At 64.7% G+C, this 22,510-nt stretch carries 23 protein-coding genes; 8 read left to right on the top strand and 15 right to left on the bottom strand.

Annotation, left to right across the window (positions count from 1 at the left end):
• The first annotated feature begins 176 nt into the window (after positions 1 to 176).
• The 3 genes from BH683_RS28000 to zwf are packed head-to-tail and all read left to right on the top strand — an operon-like array spanning position 177 to position 3,514.
• A complete protein-coding gene (locus BH683_RS28000; RefSeq protein WP_084839540.1) occupies positions 177 to 1,460 on the top strand; it encodes a hypothetical protein in 1,284 nt (427 codons plus the stop codon).
• A gap of 7 nt (positions 1,461 to 1,467) precedes the next feature.
• Positions 1,468 to 1,995 (top strand): NAD(P)H-dependent oxidoreductase, encoded by a 528-nt coding sequence (locus BH683_RS27995; protein ID WP_246833639.1) that lies wholly within the window; start codon positions 1,468 to 1,470, stop codon positions 1,993 to 1,995.
• Between the two features lie 46 nt (positions 1,996 to 2,041).
• Entirely contained in the window at positions 2,042 to 3,514 is a 1,473-nt protein-coding gene (gene zwf / locus BH683_RS27990) for a glucose-6-phosphate dehydrogenase (RefSeq protein ID WP_246833638.1), read from the top strand.
• Positions 3,515 to 3,525: 11 nt separating this feature from the next.
• Here zwf and BH683_RS27985 read toward each other — a convergent pair whose 3' ends face one another.
• The 3 genes from BH683_RS27985 to BH683_RS27975 form a co-directional block, all read right to left on the bottom strand.
• On the bottom strand, positions 3,526 to 5,103 hold the full coding sequence (locus tag BH683_RS27985) for an MFS transporter (RefSeq protein WP_084839538.1): 1,578 nt from the start codon (positions 5,101 to 5,103) through the stop codon (positions 3,526 to 3,528).
• 191 nt (positions 5,104 to 5,294) lie between these two features.
• On the bottom strand, positions 5,295 to 6,179 hold the full coding sequence (locus BH683_RS27980) for an alpha/beta hydrolase (RefSeq protein WP_084839537.1): 885 nt from the start codon (positions 6,177 to 6,179) through the stop codon (positions 5,295 to 5,297).
• Positions 6,180 to 6,333: 154 nt separating this feature from the next.
• Positions 6,334 to 6,921 (bottom strand): TetR family transcriptional regulator, encoded by a 588-nt coding sequence (locus BH683_RS27975; RefSeq protein WP_084839536.1) that lies wholly within the window; start codon positions 6,919 to 6,921, stop codon positions 6,334 to 6,336.
• 104 nt (positions 6,922 to 7,025) lie between these two features.
• On the opposite strand from BH683_RS27975, the gene BH683_RS27970 reads away from it, so the two are divergent.
• A complete protein-coding gene (locus tag BH683_RS27970; protein ID WP_084839535.1) occupies positions 7,026 to 7,451 on the top strand; it encodes a VOC family protein in 426 nt (141 codons plus the stop codon).
• Between the two features lie 33 nt (positions 7,452 to 7,484).
• Here the strand turns inward: BH683_RS27970 and BH683_RS27965 are convergent, their stop codons facing one another.
• The 4 genes from BH683_RS27965 to BH683_RS27955 all read right to left on the bottom strand — a co-directional run bounded on the left by BH683_RS27965 (position 7,485) and on the right by BH683_RS27955 (position 10,702).
• Complete coding sequence (locus BH683_RS27965; RefSeq protein WP_084839534.1) at positions 7,485 to 7,841, bottom strand: UBP-type zinc finger domain-containing protein; 357 nt, start codon at positions 7,839 to 7,841, stop codon at positions 7,485 to 7,487.
• 64 nt (positions 7,842 to 7,905) lie between these two features.
• Positions 7,906 to 8,250: a hypothetical protein gene (locus BH683_RS27960; RefSeq protein ID WP_084839533.1), complete on the bottom strand. Its 345-nt coding sequence runs from the start codon at positions 8,248 to 8,250 to the stop codon at positions 7,906 to 7,908.
• Entirely contained in the window at positions 8,240 to 8,413 is a 174-nt protein-coding gene (locus BH683_RS28790) for a hypothetical protein (RefSeq protein WP_168187145.1), read from the bottom strand. The genes BH683_RS27960 and BH683_RS28790 overlap by 11 nt, the downstream gene beginning before the upstream one ends.
• Before the next feature lie 144 nt (positions 8,414 to 8,557).
• Positions 8,558 to 10,702 (bottom strand): FUSC family protein, encoded by a 2,145-nt coding sequence (locus BH683_RS27955; protein WP_143696148.1) that lies wholly within the window; start codon positions 10,700 to 10,702, stop codon positions 8,558 to 8,560.
• Positions 10,703 to 11,030: 328 nt separating this feature from the next.
• Here BH683_RS27955 and BH683_RS27950 point away from each other — a divergent pair, with 328 nt between their 5' ends.
• Entirely contained in the window at positions 11,031 to 11,240 is a 210-nt protein-coding gene (locus BH683_RS27950) for a dodecin (protein ID WP_084839531.1), read from the top strand.
• A gap of 2 nt (positions 11,241 to 11,242) precedes the next feature.
• On the opposite strand, the gene BH683_RS27945 is transcribed toward BH683_RS27950, so the two are convergent.
• Together BH683_RS27945 and BH683_RS27940 are read right to left on the bottom strand one after the other, a co-directional pair.
• Positions 11,243 to 12,742, bottom strand: coding sequence for a SulP family inorganic anion transporter (locus BH683_RS27945; protein WP_084839650.1), 1,500 nt, complete (start codon positions 12,740 to 12,742; stop codon positions 11,243 to 11,245).
• Positions 12,743 to 12,916: 174 nt separating this feature from the next.
• Positions 12,917 to 14,437 (bottom strand): amidohydrolase family protein, encoded by a 1,521-nt coding sequence (locus tag BH683_RS27940; RefSeq protein ID WP_084839530.1) that lies wholly within the window; start codon positions 14,435 to 14,437, stop codon positions 12,917 to 12,919.
• 147 nt (positions 14,438 to 14,584) lie between these two features.
• Here BH683_RS27940 and BH683_RS27935 point away from each other — a divergent pair, with 147 nt between their 5' ends.
• Both BH683_RS27935 and BH683_RS27930 read left to right on the top strand, forming a co-directional pair.
• A complete protein-coding gene (locus BH683_RS27935; protein ID WP_084839529.1) occupies positions 14,585 to 16,108 on the top strand; it encodes an acyl-CoA synthetase in 1,524 nt (507 codons plus the stop codon).
• Between the two features lie 222 nt (positions 16,109 to 16,330).
• Entirely contained in the window at positions 16,331 to 16,816 is a 486-nt protein-coding gene (locus BH683_RS27930; RefSeq protein ID WP_084839528.1) for a PPOX class F420-dependent oxidoreductase, read from the top strand.
• Here the strand turns inward: BH683_RS27930 and BH683_RS27925 are convergent.
• Genes BH683_RS27925 through BH683_RS27915 form a run of 3 tightly spaced genes read right to left on the bottom strand, consistent with a single transcriptional unit; the run spans position 16,813 to position 19,240 of the window.
• Positions 16,813 to 17,559, bottom strand: coding sequence for a DUF429 domain-containing protein (locus BH683_RS27925; RefSeq protein ID WP_084839527.1), 747 nt, complete (start codon positions 17,557 to 17,559; stop codon positions 16,813 to 16,815). The genes BH683_RS27930 and BH683_RS27925 overlap by 4 nt on opposite strands.
• A 3-nt stretch (positions 17,560 to 17,562) precedes the next feature.
• The gene (locus BH683_RS27920; protein WP_084839526.1) at positions 17,563 to 17,970 is read right to left on the bottom strand and encodes a carboxymuconolactone decarboxylase family protein; all 408 of its coding nucleotides are present in this window, start codon (positions 17,968 to 17,970) and stop codon (positions 17,563 to 17,565) included.
• Between the two features lie 31 nt (positions 17,971 to 18,001).
• Entirely contained in the window at positions 18,002 to 19,240 is a 1,239-nt protein-coding gene (locus BH683_RS27915; RefSeq protein WP_084839525.1) for a citrate synthase, read from the bottom strand.
• A gap of 102 nt (positions 19,241 to 19,342) precedes the next feature.
• Between BH683_RS27915 and BH683_RS27910 the strand changes: the two genes are divergently transcribed.
• Positions 19,343 to 20,467, top strand: a complete 1,125-nt coding sequence (locus tag BH683_RS27910; RefSeq protein ID WP_084839524.1) for a citrate/2-methylcitrate synthase — start codon at positions 19,343 to 19,345, stop codon at positions 20,465 to 20,467.
• A gap of 13 nt (positions 20,468 to 20,480) precedes the next feature.
• Here the strand turns inward: BH683_RS27910 and BH683_RS27905 are convergent, their stop codons facing one another.
• The 3 genes from BH683_RS27905 to BH683_RS27895 form a co-directional block, all read right to left on the bottom strand.
• Positions 20,481 to 20,918 (bottom strand): DoxX family protein, encoded by a 438-nt coding sequence (locus BH683_RS27905; RefSeq protein ID WP_084839523.1) that lies wholly within the window; start codon positions 20,916 to 20,918, stop codon positions 20,481 to 20,483.
• 96 nt (positions 20,919 to 21,014) lie between these two features.
• Positions 21,015 to 21,968 carry an alpha/beta fold hydrolase gene (locus BH683_RS27900; RefSeq protein WP_084839522.1) on the bottom strand — a complete coding sequence of 318 codons (954 nt, stop codon included), beginning with the start codon at positions 21,966 to 21,968 and terminating at the stop codon, positions 21,015 to 21,017.
• Positions 21,969 to 22,076: 108 nt separating this feature from the next.
• Positions 22,077 to 22,454: a helix-turn-helix domain-containing protein gene (locus tag BH683_RS27895; protein ID WP_084839521.1), complete on the bottom strand. Its 378-nt coding sequence runs from the start codon at positions 22,452 to 22,454 to the stop codon at positions 22,077 to 22,079.
• Between the last annotated feature and the right edge of the window lie 56 nt (positions 22,455 to 22,510).

Genomic DNA, 22,510 nt, shown 5'->3' with positions numbered 1-22,510 from the left:
ATCTCACCCACGGCCGACAGGACCGTCGAATGCCATCGAGCCCTGGGAGTTGTGATGCCGCTGGTTCTGACCAGTTCTGCGACGGAACCCCCGAAGTGGGCGCACCGCGGCCCGCGCTTCGCGGCACACGCGCAGGTCGCCGAGGATATCGTCGAGTTCGTGCTGGGAATACAGAAATGACGTTGGAGCTCTCGGAGCAGCATCGTAAGGCGCTGGCCGAACTGGGGCGGTTTCCACTGATCGACGCGATCATGGGTCGCCGTTCGCGGAGATTCCCGGTCGGTGGCAGTATCCCGGACGGGCCGCTGGCCTACGAATCGACCGAGCCTGCACGCCCGATCACGGAGGTCGAGCGGGCATTGATCGTCAGTGTTCTGGCCGGCGTGACGGGCTGGAATTACGGGATAACGCGCCACCCCGGGTATGCGCCGAACGTGCCCAACTACCCGGGTTCGGCGGGCGGTAGGACGTTCCCGTCGGCGGCGGCCTTCCACACGAGCCAGTTGTTCTTCACCGACGACTCGGGAACCTACTTTTTCGGCTCGCGCGATGCGGCGCCGCACCAGGACCGGGCCGCAGGGCCGGCCGATCTCGAATCCTGGATCTCCTCGACCGCCGACAGCTACCGGCAACTGTCGTCAGAGCGCTTGGTGCTGCCGCGAGAAGAACCGTACATGGAGGGCCACAACACCTGGATCGCGAATTGGCCCGGCAGTCTGTTGGCGTTCCCGGTCGCCGATCTCTCCGAGCATCTGGTGGCCAACCTCAACTTCTTCGCCGCCAACGGATATGTCATCTACGACGACGTGCACGACAACCCCGTACCCGGCATCGAGAAGTTCTCCTCGATGGCGCATTTCGACGATCCGGTGCCGCTGTCTTTTGTCGAGCAGTACACGCTGGCCGAGGCGAGCGCCGAGCTGGCGACCGCCACCAACACCGGGGTACTGCTCCTGCAGGGGCTCGGCCTGGGCGGCTGGACGTTCGACGGCCTCGACCGGCTCAGTGTCCTCGGTGCCGGTGGCGACCCGAAGGCGCCGGGTCTGGGATTCTCCTACGACACCGACGATCGCTGGCCGTTCCCGAATGCGACCGGGCTCGAGGGAGTGTTCGAGACCCTCGTGCCACCCTTTGTCGACTCGGTCACCGCCGGCGTCGAGAAGTACTACCGTCGCAAGTTCGGCCCCGGTGGCCCGGGACATCCGGATACCCCGGGACCGTGGTCGGATTCGCCGAAGGTGCGGTCGGAATATCTTCCGGCACAAGATCTTCAAGAGCTCGTCACCCTGCAGGCCGAGTACATCTACCAGCGGTTCGGGAAGCTGCCCGGGACCGTTCCGACCGTGCATGTACTGATGTACCTGCAAGCGCAGAACCTCGACCGAGGTTTCTACGATCAGAAGTTCGGGCCCGGTGCCTATCTGCCGACCCATATCCACCACGATGAAGTCTGGAGCTGACAACCTGATGTCCGACCCTGTGAAGGTCTCTGTAGTCGTAGGAAATCCGAAGCCGCAGTCGCGGACCCGTACCGTGGCCGAGGCGCTGGTCCCGGCCCTACTCGGTGAAGGGACCTACGAACTCGAGGTCATCGAACTCGCCGATCTTGCCGACGAGTTGTTCCAGTGGGGATCGGAAAAGGTCACAGCTGCGAAGACGTCGGTGGCGGCCAGTCATCTGGTCATCTTCGCCACCCCTACCTACAAGGCGTCATACACCGGCCTGCTGAAGGCGTTTCTCGATCAGTACGGCACCGACGGCCTCAAAGGTGTGGTGGCGATCCCGGTGTTCACCGGCGGCGATCTGACGCACTCTCTGGCTCCGCAGACGACTCTCGCGCCGCTGTTGCTCGAGCTGGGGGCAGCGATACCCGGCCGGGGCCTGTACTTCGTGATCGACGATCTACCGCAGCTCGATGACTTCATCAAGAAGGCAGCTGCGGAGTACGCGGCGGTCTTCGCCTCGCTCGCGAACGTGGCGCGCACAGTCGGCTGATTCGGTTGTCGCGCCCGAACGGTGCGAAAGTGGGACGATCAACGGTGTGACCGATGTGATCGAGCCCCGCGGGGCAAAAGAGAAGCGGGAACTCTCCCCGCACGTCGTCGTGTTGTTCGGGGCGACAGGCGATCTGGCGCGCCGCAAACTCCTGCCTGGGCTGTTCCACCTGTTCATGTCGAAACTCGCCCCGCCGATGCGCATCGTCGGAACGTCGCTCGACGACATGGACAGCGAGGGATTCCGGGAAATCGGGGTCAAGGCGTGCAGTGAGTTCTCCAGTCGGGTTTTCACACCGGAGGCCGCCGCCGAGTTCGGTGCGACCCTGACCTACGTACCGCAGGGTGAGGGCGCCGAGGCGCTGGCCGCAGCGGTGCGGGAGCAACTCGACGTGCTCGGCAGCGAGGCCCGGATGCTGCACTATCTGAGTGTCCCGCCCAAGGCCGCGATGGCGGTTCTGGAGATGCTGCACGAGGCCAACCTCGTGAAGCGATCACGCGTGATCATGGAGAAGCCGTTCGGCACCGATCATGACAGCGCAGTGGCCCTCAACGCCTCCATCCACCAATGGTTCAAAGAAGAACAGATATTCCGCATCGACCACTTCCTCGGGAAGGAGTCGGCGCAGAACATTCTCGCCTTCCGGTTCGCGAACGGCCTGTTCGAGCCGATCTGGAACCGGAACTTCATCGACTACATCCAGATCGATGTGCCGGAAAAGCTGTCGCTGGAGGGTCGGTCACACTTCTACGAGTCGACCGGCGCTTTCCGGGACATGGTGGTGACCCACCTGTTCCAGATTCTCGCGTTCGTCGCCATGGAACCGCCGACCGCGTTGGCCCCTGGACCCATCGGTGAAGAGAAGAACAAGGTCTTCCGCTCGATGCGGCCGCTCGATCCGCACAACGTGGTACGCGGTCAGTACGCCGGTTACCGCGACGAGCCCGGCGTTGCCCCGGAGTCGGAGACAGAGACATTCGTCGCGCTCAAAGCCGAGATCGACAACTGGCGTTGGGCAGGTGTGCCGTTCTATCTGCGTACCGGCAAGAGCCTCGGCGAGGGCCAGCGCATCATCTCCATTGCCTTTCACGAGCCACCGAAGAGCATGTTCCCGGAGGGATCCGGTGTCGGGCAACATGGCCCGGATCACCTGACCTTCGACCTTGCCGACGCGTTCAAGGTGTCGCTGTCGTTCTACGGCAAGAAGCCCGGCCCAGGAATGAAACTCGACAAGCTGAGTCTGCAGTTCGCGATGCAGGACACCGACCAGGTCGGACTCGTCCTCGAGGCCTACGAGCGATTGATCCTCGACGCGATGAAGAACGACCACACCCTCTTCACCACCGCAGAGGGCATCGAAAGGCTATGGGAGGTCTCGGCTCCGCTGCTCGAGAGTCCTCCGCCGGTGCGAAGCTACGACCAGGGCTCGTGGGGCCCGAACGCGATTCACCAACTCATCGCTCCGCACGCGTGGAGGCTTCCCTTCGAACGGATCTGGCGGGGTCGCAAGGAGACCTGAGCGCCGTTGGCTCAGGCCCGTTCCCGGACACCCTCGGCTGCATACTCTTTCATCAGCTCGCGCTCTTTGGCGGCGTTCGGGTAGCAGAACAGAACCACGAGGCCACCGGCCAGGACAACCGCGATCGCGGCGCCGTAGGCCAGGAAGTCGCCGTGTACGAAGGCTTCTCGGGCTGCGGAGAGGATCTCGTCGGCGTGGTCGGGATAGCGTGCGGCCAGATCCTCGGCGCTGGAGAACGACTTGGTCAGCGCTGCCTGCGTCTGATCTGTGATGGTGCTCGCGTCGGGCGACCCCGCGATCTGTTTCGAGAGGTTGTGTGCGTAGCCGGCGGTGAGGATGGCACCCAGGATCGACTGCATGATCGCCCCGCCGAGGTCGCGCTGGAGGTCGGACATGCCCGAGGCCATACCGGCCCGCGACAGAGGTACAGATCCGGTGAGTGAGCGCGACGCCGGAGTGCCTGCGATGCCGACCCCGAGCCCGATGCAGATGTAGACGAAGGCGACCCGCCAGTAGTGCGCCGTCTCGGTCCACAGGACCATGGCCGCAACCATACCGACGGCGATGATCGAGATCCCGACGAGCAGTGTCAGCCGCGATCCGCGGGTCTCCACCAGCCGGGCCGAGAACGGCGCCACTGCCACCATGCTGATCGCTGCCGGCAGGACCGACGAGCCGGCGGCCAGCGTCGAGTAATGCAGCACGTTCTGCAGGTACTGCTGGCCGATGTACATGGCGCCCATCAGGGTTCCGAAGACCACGACACCACCCATGGCCGCGACCCAGAAGGTCGGACGAGCCGCGATCTTGAGGTCGAACAGGGGCGTGCTCGCGTGGCGCTGGCGGATGACGAAGGCGATGCCCGCGCTCACCGACACCGCGCCGAGCACCGCGGCTACCAGACCTGCGCCGGCCATGGGGAGGAAATTGAGGCACAGCACCATTGCGCCGATGAACAAGATCGAGAAGACGCCCCCGAGATTGTCGACCTTCTCGCTGGCGTCCCCGCCGTCCGCCGGCACCAACCTCCACGCGGCAAAAAGGGCGATCACCGCGAGCGGCATGGTCACCAGGAAGACCGAATGCCAGCTGAAGACCTCGAGCAGCCCGCCGGAGAGCACCGGCCCGAGCGCCGAGATCGCGCCACCGAGTGCTGACCATGCGGCAATTGCCTTGGTGCGGCTGGCCCCTTGCCACAGTGCGGTGATGATCGCGAGGGTGGTCGGATAGGCGAGGCCCGCAGCGATACCGCCGAGGAGTCGACCTGCGAAGAGCACCTCGATGCTGGGCGCGAAGCCAGCGATCAGCGATGCCGGGATCGACAGGCTCATGCCGATGACGAGCATCCGCTTGCGTCCGTGCCGGTCGCCGAGCGCGCCGAAGTACAGGACCGAGGCAGCCAGCCCGAGCGAGTAGCCGACGGCGACAAGATTGAGGCCCACGGCACTGGCGTCGAACGCCTCTCCGATGTCGGGCAACGCGACGTTGGCCACCGCGAGGTTGATGTTGGCGACACCGGCCACCAAGATCAGGGTTCCGAGTACCAACTTCGCCTTGGGCGGCGCCTTGTCGACGATCTCGGCCGCCATCGATGACTCCCCTCATCGGCGCTTGACGCGCCAGCTGAAGACCGCACTGGTCTGCACAGGTCGGAACGAGAGTATCGCGAAAGAGTTTGTGGCGAGCGTTGTTCTACCCGGTGTAGCGATTGACCGGCTCGGGCGTTCCGCGGTGCTCGCAGCCAGTGCGGCGACGGCGACGGGACCCGGGTCGGGCGCTGTCAGGCCTTGTCGAGCGCGGCGCGGATGATGTGTGCCAACTCGACTGGGGCATCGCTCTGCACGGAGTGCCCGGATCCCGGAACGGTGACGACGTCGATGTCGGGTCGTCGGCGCCGGTACTCGTCGACGTCGGCATCGGCCACGAACGGGGAAGCTCCGCCGCGTACCAGCGTGTACGGGATCGTGCTCGCAGAGAACGCTTCCCAGAGCGGATCCGCCTCGATGGACACGCGGATCTTGTCGTAGCGCCACTGCCGGCGGCCGTCGGGCAGCTGCCGGGTGTTGTGGACGACCCCGCGGCGGATCGAGGACTTGCTGCGGTTCGGTGCGGCCGCGGAGGTCAGGTCGACCAACTCGTCCAGGTCGTCGAATGTGTCGGGGCCGCTGACCAGTGCGACCGTTCCGCGGGCCTCGTCGGTCAGCTTCTTGACGTTTGCGGGTGATTCAGGGCTGACGTCGACGAGCACAGCCCGCTTGATCAGTCCCGGCGACTGCGCGGCGATGGCTATCGTGGTCAGTCCGCCCAGCGACATGCCGACCACGAGTTCTGCGGCTGGTGCATGCTCTGCAATGAACGGCGCGACCGCCTCGGCGTTCAGTTTCGGGTGATAGTCGTGGTCGTCTCGCCATCCCGAATGGCCGTGGCCGGGAAGGTCGACCGCGAGGGCCGGCACGTCGAGTGCGAGCAGGACGCTGTCCCAGGTGTGTGCGTTCTGGCCGCCGCCATGGAGAAATACGACGCGCGGCGGCTCCGTGGTCCACCGCAGTGCGCTCACAACGCGACCGGCGACCTCGGTGTCGATTCGGGTCACCGCCGGCAGAGGATTCGACGGGAGGCCGACTTCTTCGGCGTTCTCGGACAGTAGATCGAACTCGGTGGCCATCGCGGGTCCTCTCGGCGGTGAGATGTCCTCCGTAGCGTACGGATTCGGGCGCCGTCGTGGATGTCAGCTCCCAAATACCGGACGAAGGGTTGAAAAGGCCCACGCTGCAAGAGTTGTTGGGGTGTTGAGACCCGCTGGCCCTGACAGTCTCTCGTCAGGCGTGCAGTGAACGGATGATCGTGCAGAGGGTGTTCCAGGCGTCCTCCGTGCTCTGGACTTGCGTGTCCGTGGTCGCGATCCACAGTGCAGCTTCGTTCATCGCGCCGGTCAGAAGCGCGTTGGCCGCTGGGACCGACGCAACGTCGAGGAGGCCGGCGGCATCGAGTTCGGTGAGAACCGCCAGCAACAACCGCCCCGAGTTGTCGGCGTCCTGGGCTCGCCAGACATCCCAGCCCAAGACCGAGGGTGCGTCGATCAGCATGATCTGTCGCCGGTCCGCCCGCGCACTTGCCTCGAGGAACGTCTTGCATCCGGTCTCCAGGGCCTCCCAGGGGTCACTGATGCCGGTCGTCGCGTCGTCGACCGCCTGGCCGACGCGGCGCTGCGTCTCGGCGTGCACCGCCTGGAACAGGCCTGACTTGCTGCGGAAGTGGTGGTAGACAGCACCTCTGGTGACCTCCGCGGCCGCGGCCACGTCTTCCAGGCCGACCGCGGCAAACCCACGGGAACCAAAGGCGTCGATCGCGACCTCGAGGATGCGGGCTGCTGTCAGTTCGCTTTGTTCTCTGCTCGCTCTGCCCATCGACTGCACCCTCCGTAGCAATCCACCTGTTGCCAACTATACATACTCCGTGTATGTATAGAAACCACAGATATACATACACAAAGTTTCTAAGGAGATCAGTCGTGACGTTGACCAGCTTCTATCCCGTCTTGATGACCAACGATGTAGGCGCGACGGCGCGCTTCTTCCGCGAACAGTTGGGGTTTGACGTCACCTTCGAGGCGGACTGGTACGTGAGCATGCGACGCGATCAGTTCGAACTCGCGGTGCTCGACGCAACGCATGAGACGATTCCCGACGGCCGCCGCGGCGCAACCTCGGCGGGCGTGCTGCTCAATCTCGAGGTCGATGATGTGGACGCGGAGTATCGGCGGCTGGTGACCGATGGGCCACTCGAGGCGTTGCTGCCGATCCGCTCGGAGGACTTCGGTCAGCGCCATTTCATCGTGGCAGGACCGGAGGGAATCCTCATCGATGTCATCACGCCGATCGAGCCGAGCGAGGACTTCGTGGCGTCGTTCGCCGCGAATGTAGCCGAGGTGCACTGACCGCCGGCTGTACTTGATCCCGACTGTGTGCGATCAGTCGGATCGGTTCTGCAACAGACTCACCCAGTTCTCGGGGACGTGCCCTTTGGGGCCCGGTGCGGTTTCGTCCGCCGGTCGCGACTGCGGGGGCGCCAACGCGGGTCCGTTGTAGTAGTCGTTGGTCTCGTAGTTCCAGAACCAGTCCTCACCGGGTTCGAAGGAACGGATGATCGGGTGACCGCTCTCCGTTGCATGCTTCGACGCATGCCGGGACAGTGAGTCATCGCAGCAACCGATGTGCCCGCAACTGGTGCATCGGCGCAGATGGAACCACCATCCACCGGTGTCTTCGCAGTCGAGGCAGCCAGTGCCGCTCGGCGGGACGGTGGGGTCGATGTCAGGTGCAGTCATGTCGGGCAGACCTCTCGTTCTCGTCTGTCCGAACGCGACATGGGATGCGGCCCGGACAATTCCTTCATACAAGACCGCTGGAGTTCTCGCGCACCAGACGGTTCAGCCGGCCGGCGACCGCATGGTCGATCAGGTCGGCGAGATCGGCCAGATTGGTTCCGAAGGCAGCGACCTGCTGGTCGCCGAATCGCAGTCCGAGCCCGGCGGTGGCCGTCTCGACGATGTCGCGGGCCACGTCATCGCTGTACCCGGTGAGGCCTCGGAGAGGGACGAATGGTCCGATGCCGCGAGTGCCCGGAAACCGCCAATCCAGTGAATTGCGCAGGGCTGCGTATGGTTTGAACGAGCTGAGCAGTTCGATCTCTGAGGTCAGGGCTGTTGCCTGCCCATGCGTGAGCTCATCCCCCATGGCTGATCAACTCACGCCGGGTCACCAATTCCAGTTCCAGTTGGGCGCGGCCGGAATCCGGCTCGAACCCGACGCCGTGGGGCGCCCCGAGCGACGACCGATTCTGGTATGTCGCAATCAATCCGACGACGAAGGCCGGTCCGAAGATCACCAAAAGTTCCATGGCAGTAACTATCCGTTCAAAAACTTCTTGCCAACAGTGGCTGAATTGACAGTATTGGCAAACTTTCTGCCAATACCCACCGAACCGGGATGGTTGTGCAGGTCAGGACAGTGTTGAGCACCCGGCCAGGCGCGGGCAACCGATTTATTCGGTACGTGCCGCGTCAGATGCGGAGTCCGGTGACTCGAAGAGTTCGAGTTCGCCGAGATAGGCCGTGGTGGCGATGAGCGGACGGGCCTGGGCGACGCTGATGCCGTTCTCCTCGGTATCGGCACGCAGAGCGGCAACGGCTTGAGCCGCTATCCTCTCTGCCCCGTCAACCCCCACCGCGCCGATATGGGAGGCATGGGCATCGATCACCGCACACAGTCGGGGGCCGGTGACTCCAGGGTTCGCGGTGGGGACGAGGTCGGCGATCGAATCGGCGACAACGCGCAATCGGTTGGCCCGGCTCACGGCCCGCACGACCGGCGTCCGCTTCTCGACAGCAGTTCCGGTCTCGGAAAGGTATTGGCGCGCAGCGTCGTCGGCTGCCCGGTAAGCCAGCAGGCCTTGTTCCCGCAGGTCTTCGACAGCGGCCTCGCCGGCGGGCGTGGAGCCGGCGGTGATCCTGGCGGTGACCGCAATCAGGTAACGCAGGAACACGTCTTGGGCTGTGTCGATCGCTGCCCGCGCCGTGGTCGCCACACCGCGCGGCCACATCACCGCCGACACGACGACCGCGACCGCGCATCCGATCGCGATGTCCTCGACCCTGACCAATCCGATCCGCCACCCGGTCGGGTCGAGCACGTTGAACAGGGTGATGACCAGAACGGTGAACGCCGCCTGCCCGGCGGCGAACGAGATGACCTTGGGGATGTATGCGGCGCCGAATGCGGCTACCGGCAACGCGATCCACAAGGCGACCTCGTTTGTGCCCAGCGCGGTGACGATGAGAGCGCCCAACACGAACCCGGCGGCGGTGCCGAGCACGGCTCGCGCGACATTCGATCCGGTGGTCAGCGCGCTGGTCCGCAGGACCGACATCGCACCGAGAACAACCCAGAACCCGTGTTGCACCGGCACGACGTGGATGAGGGCGACCGCGGCGGCCAGGCCGAACCCGGTGCGCAGCGCATTGCGGGCGATGACAGAGTTCTTGATCACGGTGGATGACACCGACATCCGTGTTGCGGCGTATTCGGAGAGGACGAGATCGGCCACACCTGTCGGCGGCAATTGGCCACCCAGGATCTTGCTGACCATGGGCCGTGCATCTGCGGCGGAGGCCCACGCGACCGTACGTCCGACGAGTGCGATCGTGCTGCAGACCGTGTGGGCGCTCAGCAATCGCATGCCGGTCGACTCGGCGTCTACCTCACTCTCATCGGCGACGATCAACTCGATGTGGGCCCCGAAGCGGTTCTGCAGCAGCGACGTCAGTGCGGCCACGGCGTCGTTGAGCGCGGCCCTCGACGCCGCTGTGTCGGTGGTGAGCACGTCCACCGAGCGTCGAAGAACGTCGACTGCGTGCTCGCGCATGGCGTCTGGCAGTGGCGGCTGGGGATTGCTCACCTGCGAGGTCAGCCACTCGAGATCGTCGACCACTCGGATCAGTGCCCGACTGCCTGCGGTCAGTCCGGATGGTCGGGTATCGGTGCCGAGATAGATCTGCCGCAGCCGGTCCATCGCGGCGGCGATGTCGTCCGGATGAGCCTCGGCAGATCGCGAGTCGAGGTAGCCGGCGAGGCCGGCGCATACGTCGCGTGCCCGCTCGCGGAGTTCGTCGTGGTGCCGCGGCGGCAGCAAGAACAGCGCTGCGGGAACACTGAATACGAGTGCGAGCGTCCAGCCGAGCAGACGGTCCGACAACGGTCCCGAGGGGGAGGCGACCGGCAACACGAAGAGCAACAATGCCGCCCGCTGGGCCGCCGAGAAACTCGAACTGAGAATCGCCGCGTAGGAGACGACCACGCCCACCACAAGCATCGAGAGCGCACCGAGCCATCCGGGCTTCGCCAAGAACGTGGCCGCTGAGATGAATGCGTAGCCCACCACGGCCAGCACCGTGTAGCTCACTGCCCGGCGTCCCCGGGTGCCCGGGAAGTCGACGAGCACCAGGAGTGCGAATGAGCCGAAGATGGTGAACAGCGGGGTCTGTACGCCGCCCACCTGCAGCGCGATCGCGGCGCCGACCGGAACGACGATCGCTGGGCGTAGTGCGCGCCGGAGTGCGTCGAACCCGGGGTCGCGCCGGCGCATGGCGTCTCCGAACGCCGGCAGGGATCGGTGGACGCGGTTGCCCATGGGCGAATCGTAACTGCAAATAGGACGTCCGTGTGCGGGACGGCCCACCGGCGGGCGGATAGGGCCAAGATCTTGCGAGGTGTTGATACGTGAAAGCCGCCTGGTCCCAGCATCGTTGGCCACCAGCAAACCACCGAGGTCGTGAATATTGACAACAATCATCGGACTGTTCTCTGCGGGCATCCCCGCTGGCAGCGCGGCTGATTCGATCAGCTCTGGTCCGTCGGGGTGCGACGGATGTTGCGTGATCGCCGCCGCGTCCGGATTTGATCAGTAACGTTGGAGTGGGTAAGCGATCGATCACCGGCACAACAGAATCGAGAAGCACATGAGCGACAATGTCTACCGGGTCACCGAAATCGTCGGCACCTCGACGGTCAGCACCGACGACGCCATCAAAGGTGCAGTCACCAGGGCCAACAAGTCCTTGCGCAACGTCGATTGGTTCGAGGTCAAGGAAACCCGCGGCCACGTGGAGAACGGCGAGATCGCGCACTTCCAGGTCACCTTGAAGATCGGGTTCAAACTCGAGGACTGACGTCAGTGGCCGGCGCCCATCCGGCCTGACAATCGTTCGAGCCGCTCCAGGCTCGGCCCTTCGAGGCCGACGATGGTGGCGGTCTTGCCCTGTGCCCGGTACTTGCCGAGCACGGCGTCGAGACTGGCCACCGTCGAGGCATCCCAGACGTCGGCGTTGCTGAGATCGATGATGACGGTGCTCGGGTCGCCCGCGTAGTCGAACTGGTAGACCAGGTCATTGCTGGAGGCGAAAAACAGTTCGCCCCGCACTCGATATCGCCGGACCTCGGCCGGTTCCGTACCGGTGTCGTTGATCTCGGTGGTCGCATCGACAGACGTCAGGTGCGCCACCCGCCGCGCGAACATCACCATCGCGGTGATCACGCCGAGCACGACACCGATCGCCAAGTTCTCGGTCACCACCGTGGCGGCCACGGTCACCACCATGACCGTTGTCTCGGCGATCGGCATGATGCGCAACGTCCGCGGATGGATGCTGTGCCAGTCGAAGGTGCCGACCGACACCATGATCATCACCGCGACCAGAGCTGCCATGGGTATCACCCCGACCACGTCGCCGAGCACCACCACCAGGATCAGCAGGAAGACGCCTGCCAGGAACGTCGACAACCGCGTGCGCGCCCCGGACTGCTTGACGTTGATCATCGTCTGCCCGATCATCGCGCAGCCACCCATGCCGCCAAAGAAGCCGGTGACCACGTTCGCGATGCCCTGACCCCAACCCTCCCGGGTCTTGTTCGAATGCGTATCGGTGATGTCGTCGACCAGCTTCGCGGTCATCAGCGACTCCATCAGTCCGACGAGAGCCATGGCGAGTGCGTACGGAGCGATGACCGACAGGGTGTGCATGGTCCACGGCACGTCGGGCAACATCAGGGATGGAAGCGAATCGGGAAGTGCGCCCTCGTCTTCGACGGTCGGGACGCTCCAGCCGAAGACGGTGACGACGCCGGTGATGAGCAGGATGGCGATCAGCGGAGACGGAACTGCCGACGTGATCCTGGGTAGCAGCACGATGACCGCCAGGCCGGCCGCGACGAGTGGATAGACGAGCCACGGTATGTCGTCGCCGAACAGGTGAGGTAGCTGCGCCGTGAAGATGAGGATGGCGAGAGCGTTCACGAATCCGGTCATCACACTGCGTGGCACGAAGCGCATCAACTTGGCGATGCCGATGAGACTCAAGACGATCTGCAGAAGCCCTGCGAGCAGCACTGTCGCGATCAGGTAGTCGAGACCGTACTTGCTGACCACCGGGGCGACGACCAGCGCGACGGCACCCGTCGCCGCGGAGATCATCGCAGGGCGGCCACCGACGAACGCAATGGTCACCGCCATGGTGAAAGACGCGAAGAGACCGACCCGCGGATCGACCCCGGCGATGATCGAGAACGAGATCGCCTCGGGGATCAGCGCCAGCGCGACAACGAGTCCGGCAAGGATCTCGCGACGCAGCTGAGACGGGGAGCGGAGTAGTGAACGCACCGTCGCCGGGGGCATCTGCGAATGCAGGACGGACTTGGAAGTGGGCACGGGAAAACCTAACCCTTGCGGCGTCGCCGGTGCGAACCGAGCAGTTCCGGTGCCTGCCCCCTGAAAACCGGCAGATATGGGACCCCCGAGGGACATCTTCCCTCGGACGCCTCCTATGTGCCGGTTTTCAGGGCGACGACCTCACATCGCCAGATGGGTGACCCGGCCTGCGACCACCGTCGCCGCGACTCCGATGTTCCTGAGCAGGTGTGCGGTGTCCGCGGTGCTGCCGGTGGATCTCAGCGGATCTTCGTCGACGAGGACGACGTCCCCTCGACTCCCGACACCGATCGTGCCCTGGCCATCGGTGCTGGCCGCGAGGGCTTGTGCGGCGGTCAACGATTCGTCGGGATTCCAGGGAGCGTCGTCGCCGGTCGCGCGGTGGACGGCGGCCGCCATGGCACCCCACGGGTCAAGAGGTGACACCGGTGCGTCGGAACCGAGGGCCAGCTCGACCCCACCGTCGAGCATCGACCGCAGCGCGAAACAGCGGTCGGCACGGTCGGGCCAGCATTGGTTCGTGACGTCGCGGTCGTCGAGGAGGTGACCGGGCTGCACGCTGGCGCGGACACCCAGCGCACGCATCCGGGCGACGTCCTCGAGCCGAATCAGCTGCGCATGCTCGATGGAGCCGCGGGTACCGGTCGACTCGAATGCGGTGAGTGCCTGATCGACGGCCGCATCACCGATGGCGTGCAACGCGATGTCGAAGCCGCCGCGGCGTCCGCGGGTGAGCAGGTTCTCCAGCTCGGCGAGCGAATACACCCGCTGACCGCGTGGAGATTCCAGGGCATGGGCATCGGCATACGGTTCACAGCAGTATGCGGTCCGGGTGTTGAGCGACCCGTCGGAGAAAATCTTCAAAGAGCCCTGCGTCAGCAGCCCGCCACCGGCCGAGAACTCGGTACCGGTGCGCAGGCCTGCGGCGATGGCGTCGTCGAGGTGCTCTGCGTAGGTGACCGGGCGCACCCGCAGTAGGTCGATCCCGGCGTCGAAGCGGCGTGGCCAGTCGAGGTGGTTCGCGGCCATCTCGAAGTCGACCACACCGACCACACCGACGGCTGCGGCGTCGGCGACGGCAGCCCGGAGCATCAGGTCGGCGTCGCCGCCGGCGGCGGTCAGTCGGGCAACGGCGGGTTGCAGATCGAACCACTCGCCCTCGAGCAGCGGACCCGAGCGGGGTGCGACGCCCAACAGTGCCAGTGCTTTGGAGTTCACCCAACCGGTATGGATGTCGGCGCTGCCGAGGATCACCGGATGCGCGCCGCTGACCGCGTCGAGTTCGGCGACAGTGGGAGCGGTGGGCCAGGTCGCAGGACGAAATCCGTACCCGACGATCGCTCCGCCCTGCCACGGCGACGGCAGGGAAGCGACGTGGTCGGCGACGATGCGGGTCACCTCGACGGTGCTCGAGGTCCCAGAGACGTCGAGTTTCGCCCGAGCCTGCGCCCATGCGGTCAGATGGACGTGCGCATCCCACAGGCCGGGAACGGCCCAGCGTCCGGCGGCATCGAGAACGTCGTCATCCGGGCCCGGACGCAGATCGGCACCGACTTCCGTGACGACACCGTCTCTGATCCTGATGTCGACGGGAGAGTCCGGCGCCACCTTCGTCCGTACCGGAACGAGTCGCGCGCGGCGGATGAGAGTCGATGTTGGCACGGTCGACCACTTTTCAGGAGAAAGCGGCGTGGCGCAACGTACGCCGAGGTCGACCAGGACGAAAGTCGCCCGCGATCTGTCGGAGCCTCAGGCCAGGCCCGGTGAATGGCTCCCGCCATTACTAGGAGCTCCTATAAAGTCGGAGCCATGAGTTCATTGATACGGTCCAGCACCGTCGACGGTGTCCTACGGAGATCAGCCGCAAAGTTTCCGGACCGCACTGCGCTCCGGTTCGGCGATCGATCGTGGACGTACTCCGAACTCGACGCAGCGGTGACGCGAGCCGCTGCGCACCTGCTGTCTCTCGGATTCGTCTCCGGTGACCGGATAGCGGCGTACGGTACCAATTCGGATGCGTATGTGCTCGGGTTTCTTGCCTGTGCGCGTGCAGGTTTGATTCACGTCCCCGTCAACTACGCGTTGAAGGAAGGGGAGTTGACCTACCTCATCCAGAACTCCGGCAGTCGCGCGGTGCTGGTCGACCCCGCACTTCGGGCGAACCTGACAGACGTCGCGGCCGAGCTGGGGATCGACCAGGTCATCTCCTTGCGGGACGAGAAGGGGTCACTCCTCGATGCGGTGGCGGCGGGCGAGGTGCCGGTGGTGGCCGTCGACGTGGACGAATCGACTCTGGTGCAGTTGCTCTACACCTCGGGAACCACCTCGAAGCCCAAGGGCGCCATGATGACCCATGGCGGCATGGTGGCGGAGTACGTGTCGTCGGTGATCGCGCTGTCGTTCACCGAGAACGACAATCCGCTCATCGCGATGCCGATGTACCACTCGGCAGGCATGCACGTGTTCATGCTTCCGTATCTGTCGGTGGGGGCGACGGTGAGCTTGATGGAGACCCCGAACATCCCTGAGATACTGCGCCTGATCGAAGAAGAGAAGATCGGCTCCTTGTTCCTGGCGCCGACGGTGTGGGTGCCGCTGGCAGGGCATCCGGATCTCGATTCCAGGGACCTGTCGTCGCTGACGAAGGCTCAGTACGGTGCGTCGATCATGCCCGTGACGGTGCTGAATCGGCTGCGGGAGCGTTACCCGGCGATCCAGTTCTACAATTGCTTCGGCCAATCCGAGATCGGGCCACTGGCAACGGTTCTGCAGCCAGAAGATCACGCCGATCGGCCCGCTTCGTGCGGCAAGGCAGTGTTCTTCGTCGAGACGCGAGTCGTCGACACCGACGGCAATGACGTCCCGGACGGAACCGCGGGAGAGGTGCTCTACCGTTCACCCCAGCTCTGCCAGGGGTACTGGAACAATCCAGATGCCACCGCGGAAGCGTTCCGGGACGGCTGGTTTCACTCCGGAGACCTGGTGACGCGAGATGCCGAGGGGTACATCACCGTGGTCGACAGGATCAAGGACGTGATCAACACCGGTGGCATCCTCGTGGCCTCGCGTGAGGTCGAGGACGTGATCTACACGCATCCGGGCGTCGCAGAGGTTGCGGTGGTCGGGACCCCGGACGACAAGTGGATCGAGGCGATCACCGCGGTGGTCGTGCTGCGAGCAGATGCCGGTGAGGTCGCGGCCGAAGACCTGATCGCCCACGTCAAAGAGCAGATCGCTCCGTTCAAGGTGCCCAAACGCGTTGTGTTCGTGGACGAGCTTCCGAGGAACCAGAGCGGAAAGCTGTTGAAGCGGGAGTTGCGGGCGGAGTTGTAGGAGACGGCTGCGCGCTCCACCCACCCGTTTTCGGGGCGGCCACCGGTAATAACCGGTGGGTGTTGCAAATTCGGGTGGGTCATGGCGTGATCTACGCGTCTGGGATTGGTACTCCACTCGCTGTCCCACCCACCCGTTTTCGGGGCGCCCACCAGCAATAACCGGTGGGTGGTGCAAATTCGGGTGGACGGTGGCCGACACACCGCGGCTAGGGTGGAGGGCATGGCTCGCACAGTTGCAACGAACACCGATGTCGATCTCGCTGCCCTGCTGGATTTCATCCGACCGCGGCACAAGATGCTGCTCAGCACCGTTCGGAAGAATGGTGGGCCGCAGCTCTCGCCGGTGACCGGCGGGGTCGATGACCAGGGGCGCATCGTTATCTCGACGTACCCGGGTCGCGCGAAGGCCACCAACGCGAGCCGGGACGAGAACGTCAGCGTCTGCGTCGTCTCAGACGACTGGAATGGTGCTTGGGTACAGGTCGATGGCACGGCGGAGGTCTTGAACATGCCCGAGGCCGAGGACGCATTGGTCGACTACTTCCGCAGCATTTCCGGCGAGCATCCCGACTGGGACGAGTACCGGGCCGCGATGCGGCTGCAGAACAAGTCGTTGATTCGTATCACCCCGACGCGGTGGGGCCCGCTCGCCACCGGTGGATTTCCCTCGGATATTGCAGCGAAGCTGGACGCGCAGGACGGCTAGCTCGGGGCGAGCGCGCTCAGTGATCGATTGGGCACGTGGATCCAGCCCTCCCTCTGGGCCACGGGTAATTGCGCTGCGTCGGGCAATTCGGTCATCCCGAGGGCCGCGGCGCGAGCGATCAGTGCGGTGATCACCGCATCGAATGCATCGTCGCTCGCGGTGCACAGTGCACGGTGTGGCCCGAAGTCGAGCCAGGGTGCGAGAGCGCACAGTTCGTCGATCAACCGGGCGAGTACCTCACCATTGGTCTTTCCCTTGTACTTGTTGTGACTCAATCCCCAGACCTTCAATGCCGCAGCGGGATATGCCTCGACGGCGGTTCCGTTGACCCGGCCGGCGTCGAATGCTGGGCCATCAACTCGGGCGAGTAGGCGGACTGCTCGCAGTGCGACGTAGGCGATGCGGTCGGCCGACACGCTCAACGGGACCAAACCCGTTCGGGCACGCACCCATTCATCGGTCATTCGGCGGACGAAGCGCGTGACGCCGGGTTCGGTGAACAATGTGTTCTCGCGCGCGCTGTCGTACACGTGATGGGCCGACACCACGTCGACAAAAGCATCGGGCCAGCCGAACGGCCCGTCGATGCCCGCCCGGTCGGCGGTACCCAATGCGTCCACGATCATTACGTCTGTGACCGTGGTGCGTACATCGACGACCTTTGCGCCGGTAGAGGACCACTCGACCGTCGCCATAGCTGTGCGTTCTGGCTGGGAGGCCAGATCGATGCCGAGGGTGCGCACTTGTCAGTCCGCAGGGGTGTTGTCGAAGACGTCTTGCACGATCCGCATGGCCGACATCGCGGCCGGGGCGCCGCAGTATCCACTGGTGTGGATGACTGCTTCGGTGATCTCTGTGCGGGACAAACCGTTTCGAAGCGCACCCCGTACATGTCCGGCGAGTTCTTCATGTGCACGCAGGGCTGTCAGCAAGCCGATGTTGAGCAGGCTGCGATCTCGTCGTTCGAGGCCGGGCCGGGTCCAGACCCCACCCCAGACCAGGTCGGTGATGGCTGTCTGTACTGCCTCGGATTCGGTGCCCCGTGTTCGAGACAGGGCCCTGTCGACGAATTCGTCGCCCATCACCTCACGGCGTACCTGTAGTCCGGGTTCGTAACGTGAGTGGCTGTCGCCGGTGGTGTCATCAGAAGTCATGCTGCCGATCCTTCCACGGTGGGTGGACGGTTCACGGACGCACACCGACGTACACGCCCTCGGGGCGAAAGCGCAGCCGCGGTTCCTGATATTCCTCGAGCGCATGCGCCACCCATCCGGTGATGCGAGCCAGGGCGAAGATGGTCTCGCAGGCATCCGGACCCATGTGGAAGCGCACAGCCAGCGCGGCCAATGCCATATCCGAGTTCATGAAACCAGCACCGGTGCGCGCCAACTGCTGACGCAGGTCGTCGAGGGCGACGGCCACTGCTGGATCGCCACCGGACGTGGCCGCGAGCATCGCGAACAAGGTCTCCGCACGCGGGTCGCGATGCTGGTAGACCACGTGCCCGCAGCCAGGAACCGGCAGACCCGCGGCGGTGTACGAGGCGAGTGCCTCGACAGGATCTCGGAGCGCTGCTGTGAGGAGGCGATAGGCCTGTGCCGCCGCGCCACCGTGCAGCGTCCCGTCCAGGGCGCCGAGTCCGGCGCTGATCACCGAATAGATGCTCCCGCGTGCGCTTGCTGCCACCCGGGCGGCGACGGTGCCCGCCGACAGGTCGTGATCGGCGAGTAGTACCAGCGCGGCGTTGAGTACCCGGACACGTCTGGGGTTGGCTGGGAGCTCCGTGAGCCGCGGCCAGAGGTGTGCAGCGAAGCTGTTGCCCCGGACCGCGCGACCGTGGAGAAGGGGGAGAGCGCTGAGCGCGTTGGCGTAGATGTCGCGGGTCCGGGCGACGACGTCCGCGGGTGCGTTCTGGTGGCGGAACCTGTCCCGGGAACCGAGCACATCCACCACGATGCGGATGACGTCGATGCGCCGGTCCTGTGCGCGCCGCAGGCCATTGATCTGTCGAAAACTACTTTGTGGCAACAACTGTGATTCTCGCCCCGGCCGAAGCCCCCACAGTAGTTCCGAAACCTTCTCGAAGTCGCTTTCGGCAGCGAGGAAGGTCGCATCCTGACCGCGATAGTAGAGATGATCATCGTCGATGAGCGTGATGTGAGTACGGATCCGCTCGACCATGCCGGCCGGCGGTCTGCTCACGGACCGCCGGGTGAGTGCATCCACATCGTCGACGAGGAAGACGCTTCCGCGCACACCCTCGATCCGCCCACTGGTGAGGTGACCACGACTGACATAGGCGTACACCGTCTGTGGTTTGACCCCGAGCATGCGGCACACCTGAGCGGTGGTCAGGTAGTCGCGGCCGTCGTGGCGAAGCGGTGTGGTGGGGCCGCGCCGGCGCGCAGGGGGCCTACCAGGCATCTCTCCTCCTAGAACATTGATTTGATCAATATTGACATACATCGGTCTCCAGGTCGAATGTCTCTGTAGGACAACGTCAGAACATAGAGCGGAGAGAGTGCGATGTCGATGATGGTGGCACCACCAGGATTGAGTAACGTCGTGGTGGCCGATACGAAGGTCGGCGATGTCAACGGAGATGAAGGCTTCTACCAGTATCGCGAGTACTCGGCGATCGAGCTCGCGACCAGCCGGAGTTTCGAAGAGGTGTGGCACCTCTTCGCGTACGGCAGGCTTCCCGACCCCGGCGAGTTGGCCGCCTTCTGCACCGCGACAAAAACGCTCCGCACGATCCCATCCGAGTTGACGTCTCTGCTGCGAACCGTGGCCCTCGCCGGCGGCGAACGCCAGTTGCTCGCCGGATTGCGGACGATCTTGTCGGCTACCGCACTCACGCGCCACAGTCTCCCCATGTGGGACTCGAGCCCAGAGCAGCGGATCGCCGACGCGCTGGCCACCGCCGCGGTCACCCCGACCATTCTCGCCGCACTGCATCGGATCCGACGTGGAGAAGATCCGGTAGCACCCCGCGATGATCTGTCGACCGCGCAGAACTGGCTCTATTGCCTATCCGGGAACGAACCCGAGCCCAAGGCGGCGCGGGCCATCGAGCAGTACATGATCGCGACGATCGACCATGGCTTCAACGCCTCCACATTCACCGGTCGCGTCATCGCTTCGACGGGTGCCGACGTGGTCTCCGCGGTCTGCGGTGCGATCGGGGCATTCTCCGGACCGTTGCACGGTGGCGCTCCGGACCGGGCACTCGATGCGCTCGACGAGATCGCGGAGGTCGGGGATGCCGCCACGTGGGCGAAAGGACAACTCGCGCAACGCAGCCGGATCATGGGCTTCGGTCACGCCGTGTACCGAACCGCCGATCCGCGCTCGGACATGCTGCGCGACATCGCGATCGATCTGGGCGGTCCTTTGGTCGACTTCGCGGTGCAGGTGGAGAAGGACGTGGTCGCAGTCCTTGCCGAGGCATGCCCGGACCGCCGTCTTTACGCCAACGTCGAGTTCTACGCCGGTGTCGTGATGGACCGATGTGGGGTGCCGCGGACGATGTTCACCCCGACCTTTGCGGTCAGCCGAGTCATCGGTTGGTGCGCGAACATCCTCGAACAGGCCGAGGACCGGAAGATCATCCGACCGAGCGCCAGGTACGTCGGGCCGCCCGTGGTGTGAGCGCACGCAGCCTTCAGCTGTGGTGCAGGGGGAGCATCGAACGGACGGTCTCGTTGCGAAGCCAGAGTCCGGCCCACACGATGGCACCGGCGAGAATCGGCATGACGACGCCCGCGGCGAAGGATTCCTCCGAGACCATCAGAGCGGTCACCGCTCCGCCGAAGTAGCCGGTCAGCAATACTGCGCCGAGAATAGCTGTGCGCGGGAACAGATACAGCGCAAGGCATCCCAGGAGCACGAGCCCCATCGCGAGGATGTCGCCATCGGTGAAGCCGAGATCGTAGGACGCATCTTTGACGCCCTGCGGCATCAGGATGTGCGAGACGGCGTCGGCGAGAAGAAGCGCACTGATGATTCCGGTGACGATCCATCCGGCCAGGTGTGCCCGGCGGCTGATCACGGGGGTTGAAGTCGGTGCAGCGGTTGCTTCGTGGTTGGCGGCGGTGGTCATGTTCGCTCCTTTGTCGATGGTGTTGTCAATGGAGACCAGCGACCGCGAAAAAACTCATCGGCGTCGCGACCACCTCGGGACGCTCGACGGGAAAGCTCAACCGGTGAAGGGCAGGGCCAGCTCGCAGGGCACCGCGCGCGGATGCTCGGGGTCGAGGGCGTTGAGCACGAACGTGGCTGCACGTCGCGACCCGGCGACGCCCGCGTGCTCCGAATAGTCCTGCGAGCAGCCGTCCTGCACCACGATGTTGGTGGAGTTCGCGGCCCGCAGGGATCCGCTCGTGTACGGGACGATGAGCTCGTCGAAGCGAGTCATGATGTTGGTGTAGGTGATGTCGGGATCGAGGATGCCGCCTGCCTGCAGCCTCTTCATCATGTCCGAACCCTTGGCCATCTGAAGGCATGCCCCGCAGAGCATTCCGATGGTGTCCTGCTGGAGCTGATCGATACCGAGGGCTTTCGCGTATACGGTCAGTTCGCTTGCCGCGGCCACGTTGGTGCCGTTCCACAGCGGCGCGAGTGAGATGTACTTGTCGACCTTGTCGGCGCCGCCGAGGAACTTGATCCAGTAGGTCGGCATCAGGGTGCCCTGTGAATGGCCGACGATGTCGACCTTCTTCGCGCCGGTGGACTTACGAACCCGGTCGACGAACGCAGACAGCTCTGCGGCGCTCTTCTCTATGGGACCGAACCCGCCGATCGCGCTGATCGGCCAGGGAGCGCCCGGAATGGTTCCGTAGTTGAGGGTGTAGACGCAGTAGCCATTGTTGGCGAGGAGCGGGACGTAGGTGCCCCAGTTGGTCTGGGCGCCGCCGCCGGTACCGTGCACCAACACGACTGGCTCCGGGTGCTCGGGAGACGGCTTGCAGTTCCAGTCGTTGGCCCCGGGCAGCGAACCACCGGGATTCGCCAGCTCGTTCGGGATGCCGGCGAAGAAGTTGTAGGTCACGGGTAGTGGATCTTTGGCGGCCGCCGCCCCCGTGCCGAGGACGGTTCCGACGCACAGGAGTATCGAAGCGATCACCACCCCGACCGCTCGCGCCTGCCGCATCCTGCTCCTGCCGATGAACCCGCAATTGATTTACTACTGCCTGCAAGTTAGTCGGAGCCAGAATCGCCGCGCTACGGAATCGCAGATTCGATTCCAGACCGTGATCGGTCAGCGGCTGTCGTACCGGCTCCGCGAGGCGTAGACGTCGTCCATGTTCGACTGGACGACCTCGATCAACCCGACGAGTCGATCGGCGACCTCGCGCCCGAGTGGGGTGAGGTCGTACTCCACCTTGGGTGGAATGGCCTCGAGAACTGTGCGGGTGATCATGCCGTCGCGCTCGAGATTCTGGAGGGTTTGCGAGAGCATCCGCTCGCTGACCCCGTCCACGCGTCGCCGGAGCGCGCTGAACCGGTAGCTGCCCTCGCCGAGGGCGGCGAGCACGAGAATGCCCCACCGCCCAGTGACACCTTGGAGGGTTTCACGCGAGGAACAGTCTCGGGCGAACACATCCGCCTCGAGTGAACTGCTCGTGTCCTCGGTCATTGATCCACCATAACCCAGTGATGACCTGGATGGTTACCGTGCAGCTTGCACTTACT

Origin of the sequence: Williamsia sp. 1138, from assembly GCF_002095435.2 — a bacterium.
GTDB lineage: Bacteria > Actinomycetota > Actinomycetes > Mycobacteriales > Mycobacteriaceae > Williamsia.
This window is presented reverse-complemented; position numbering and strand designations above follow the sequence as displayed.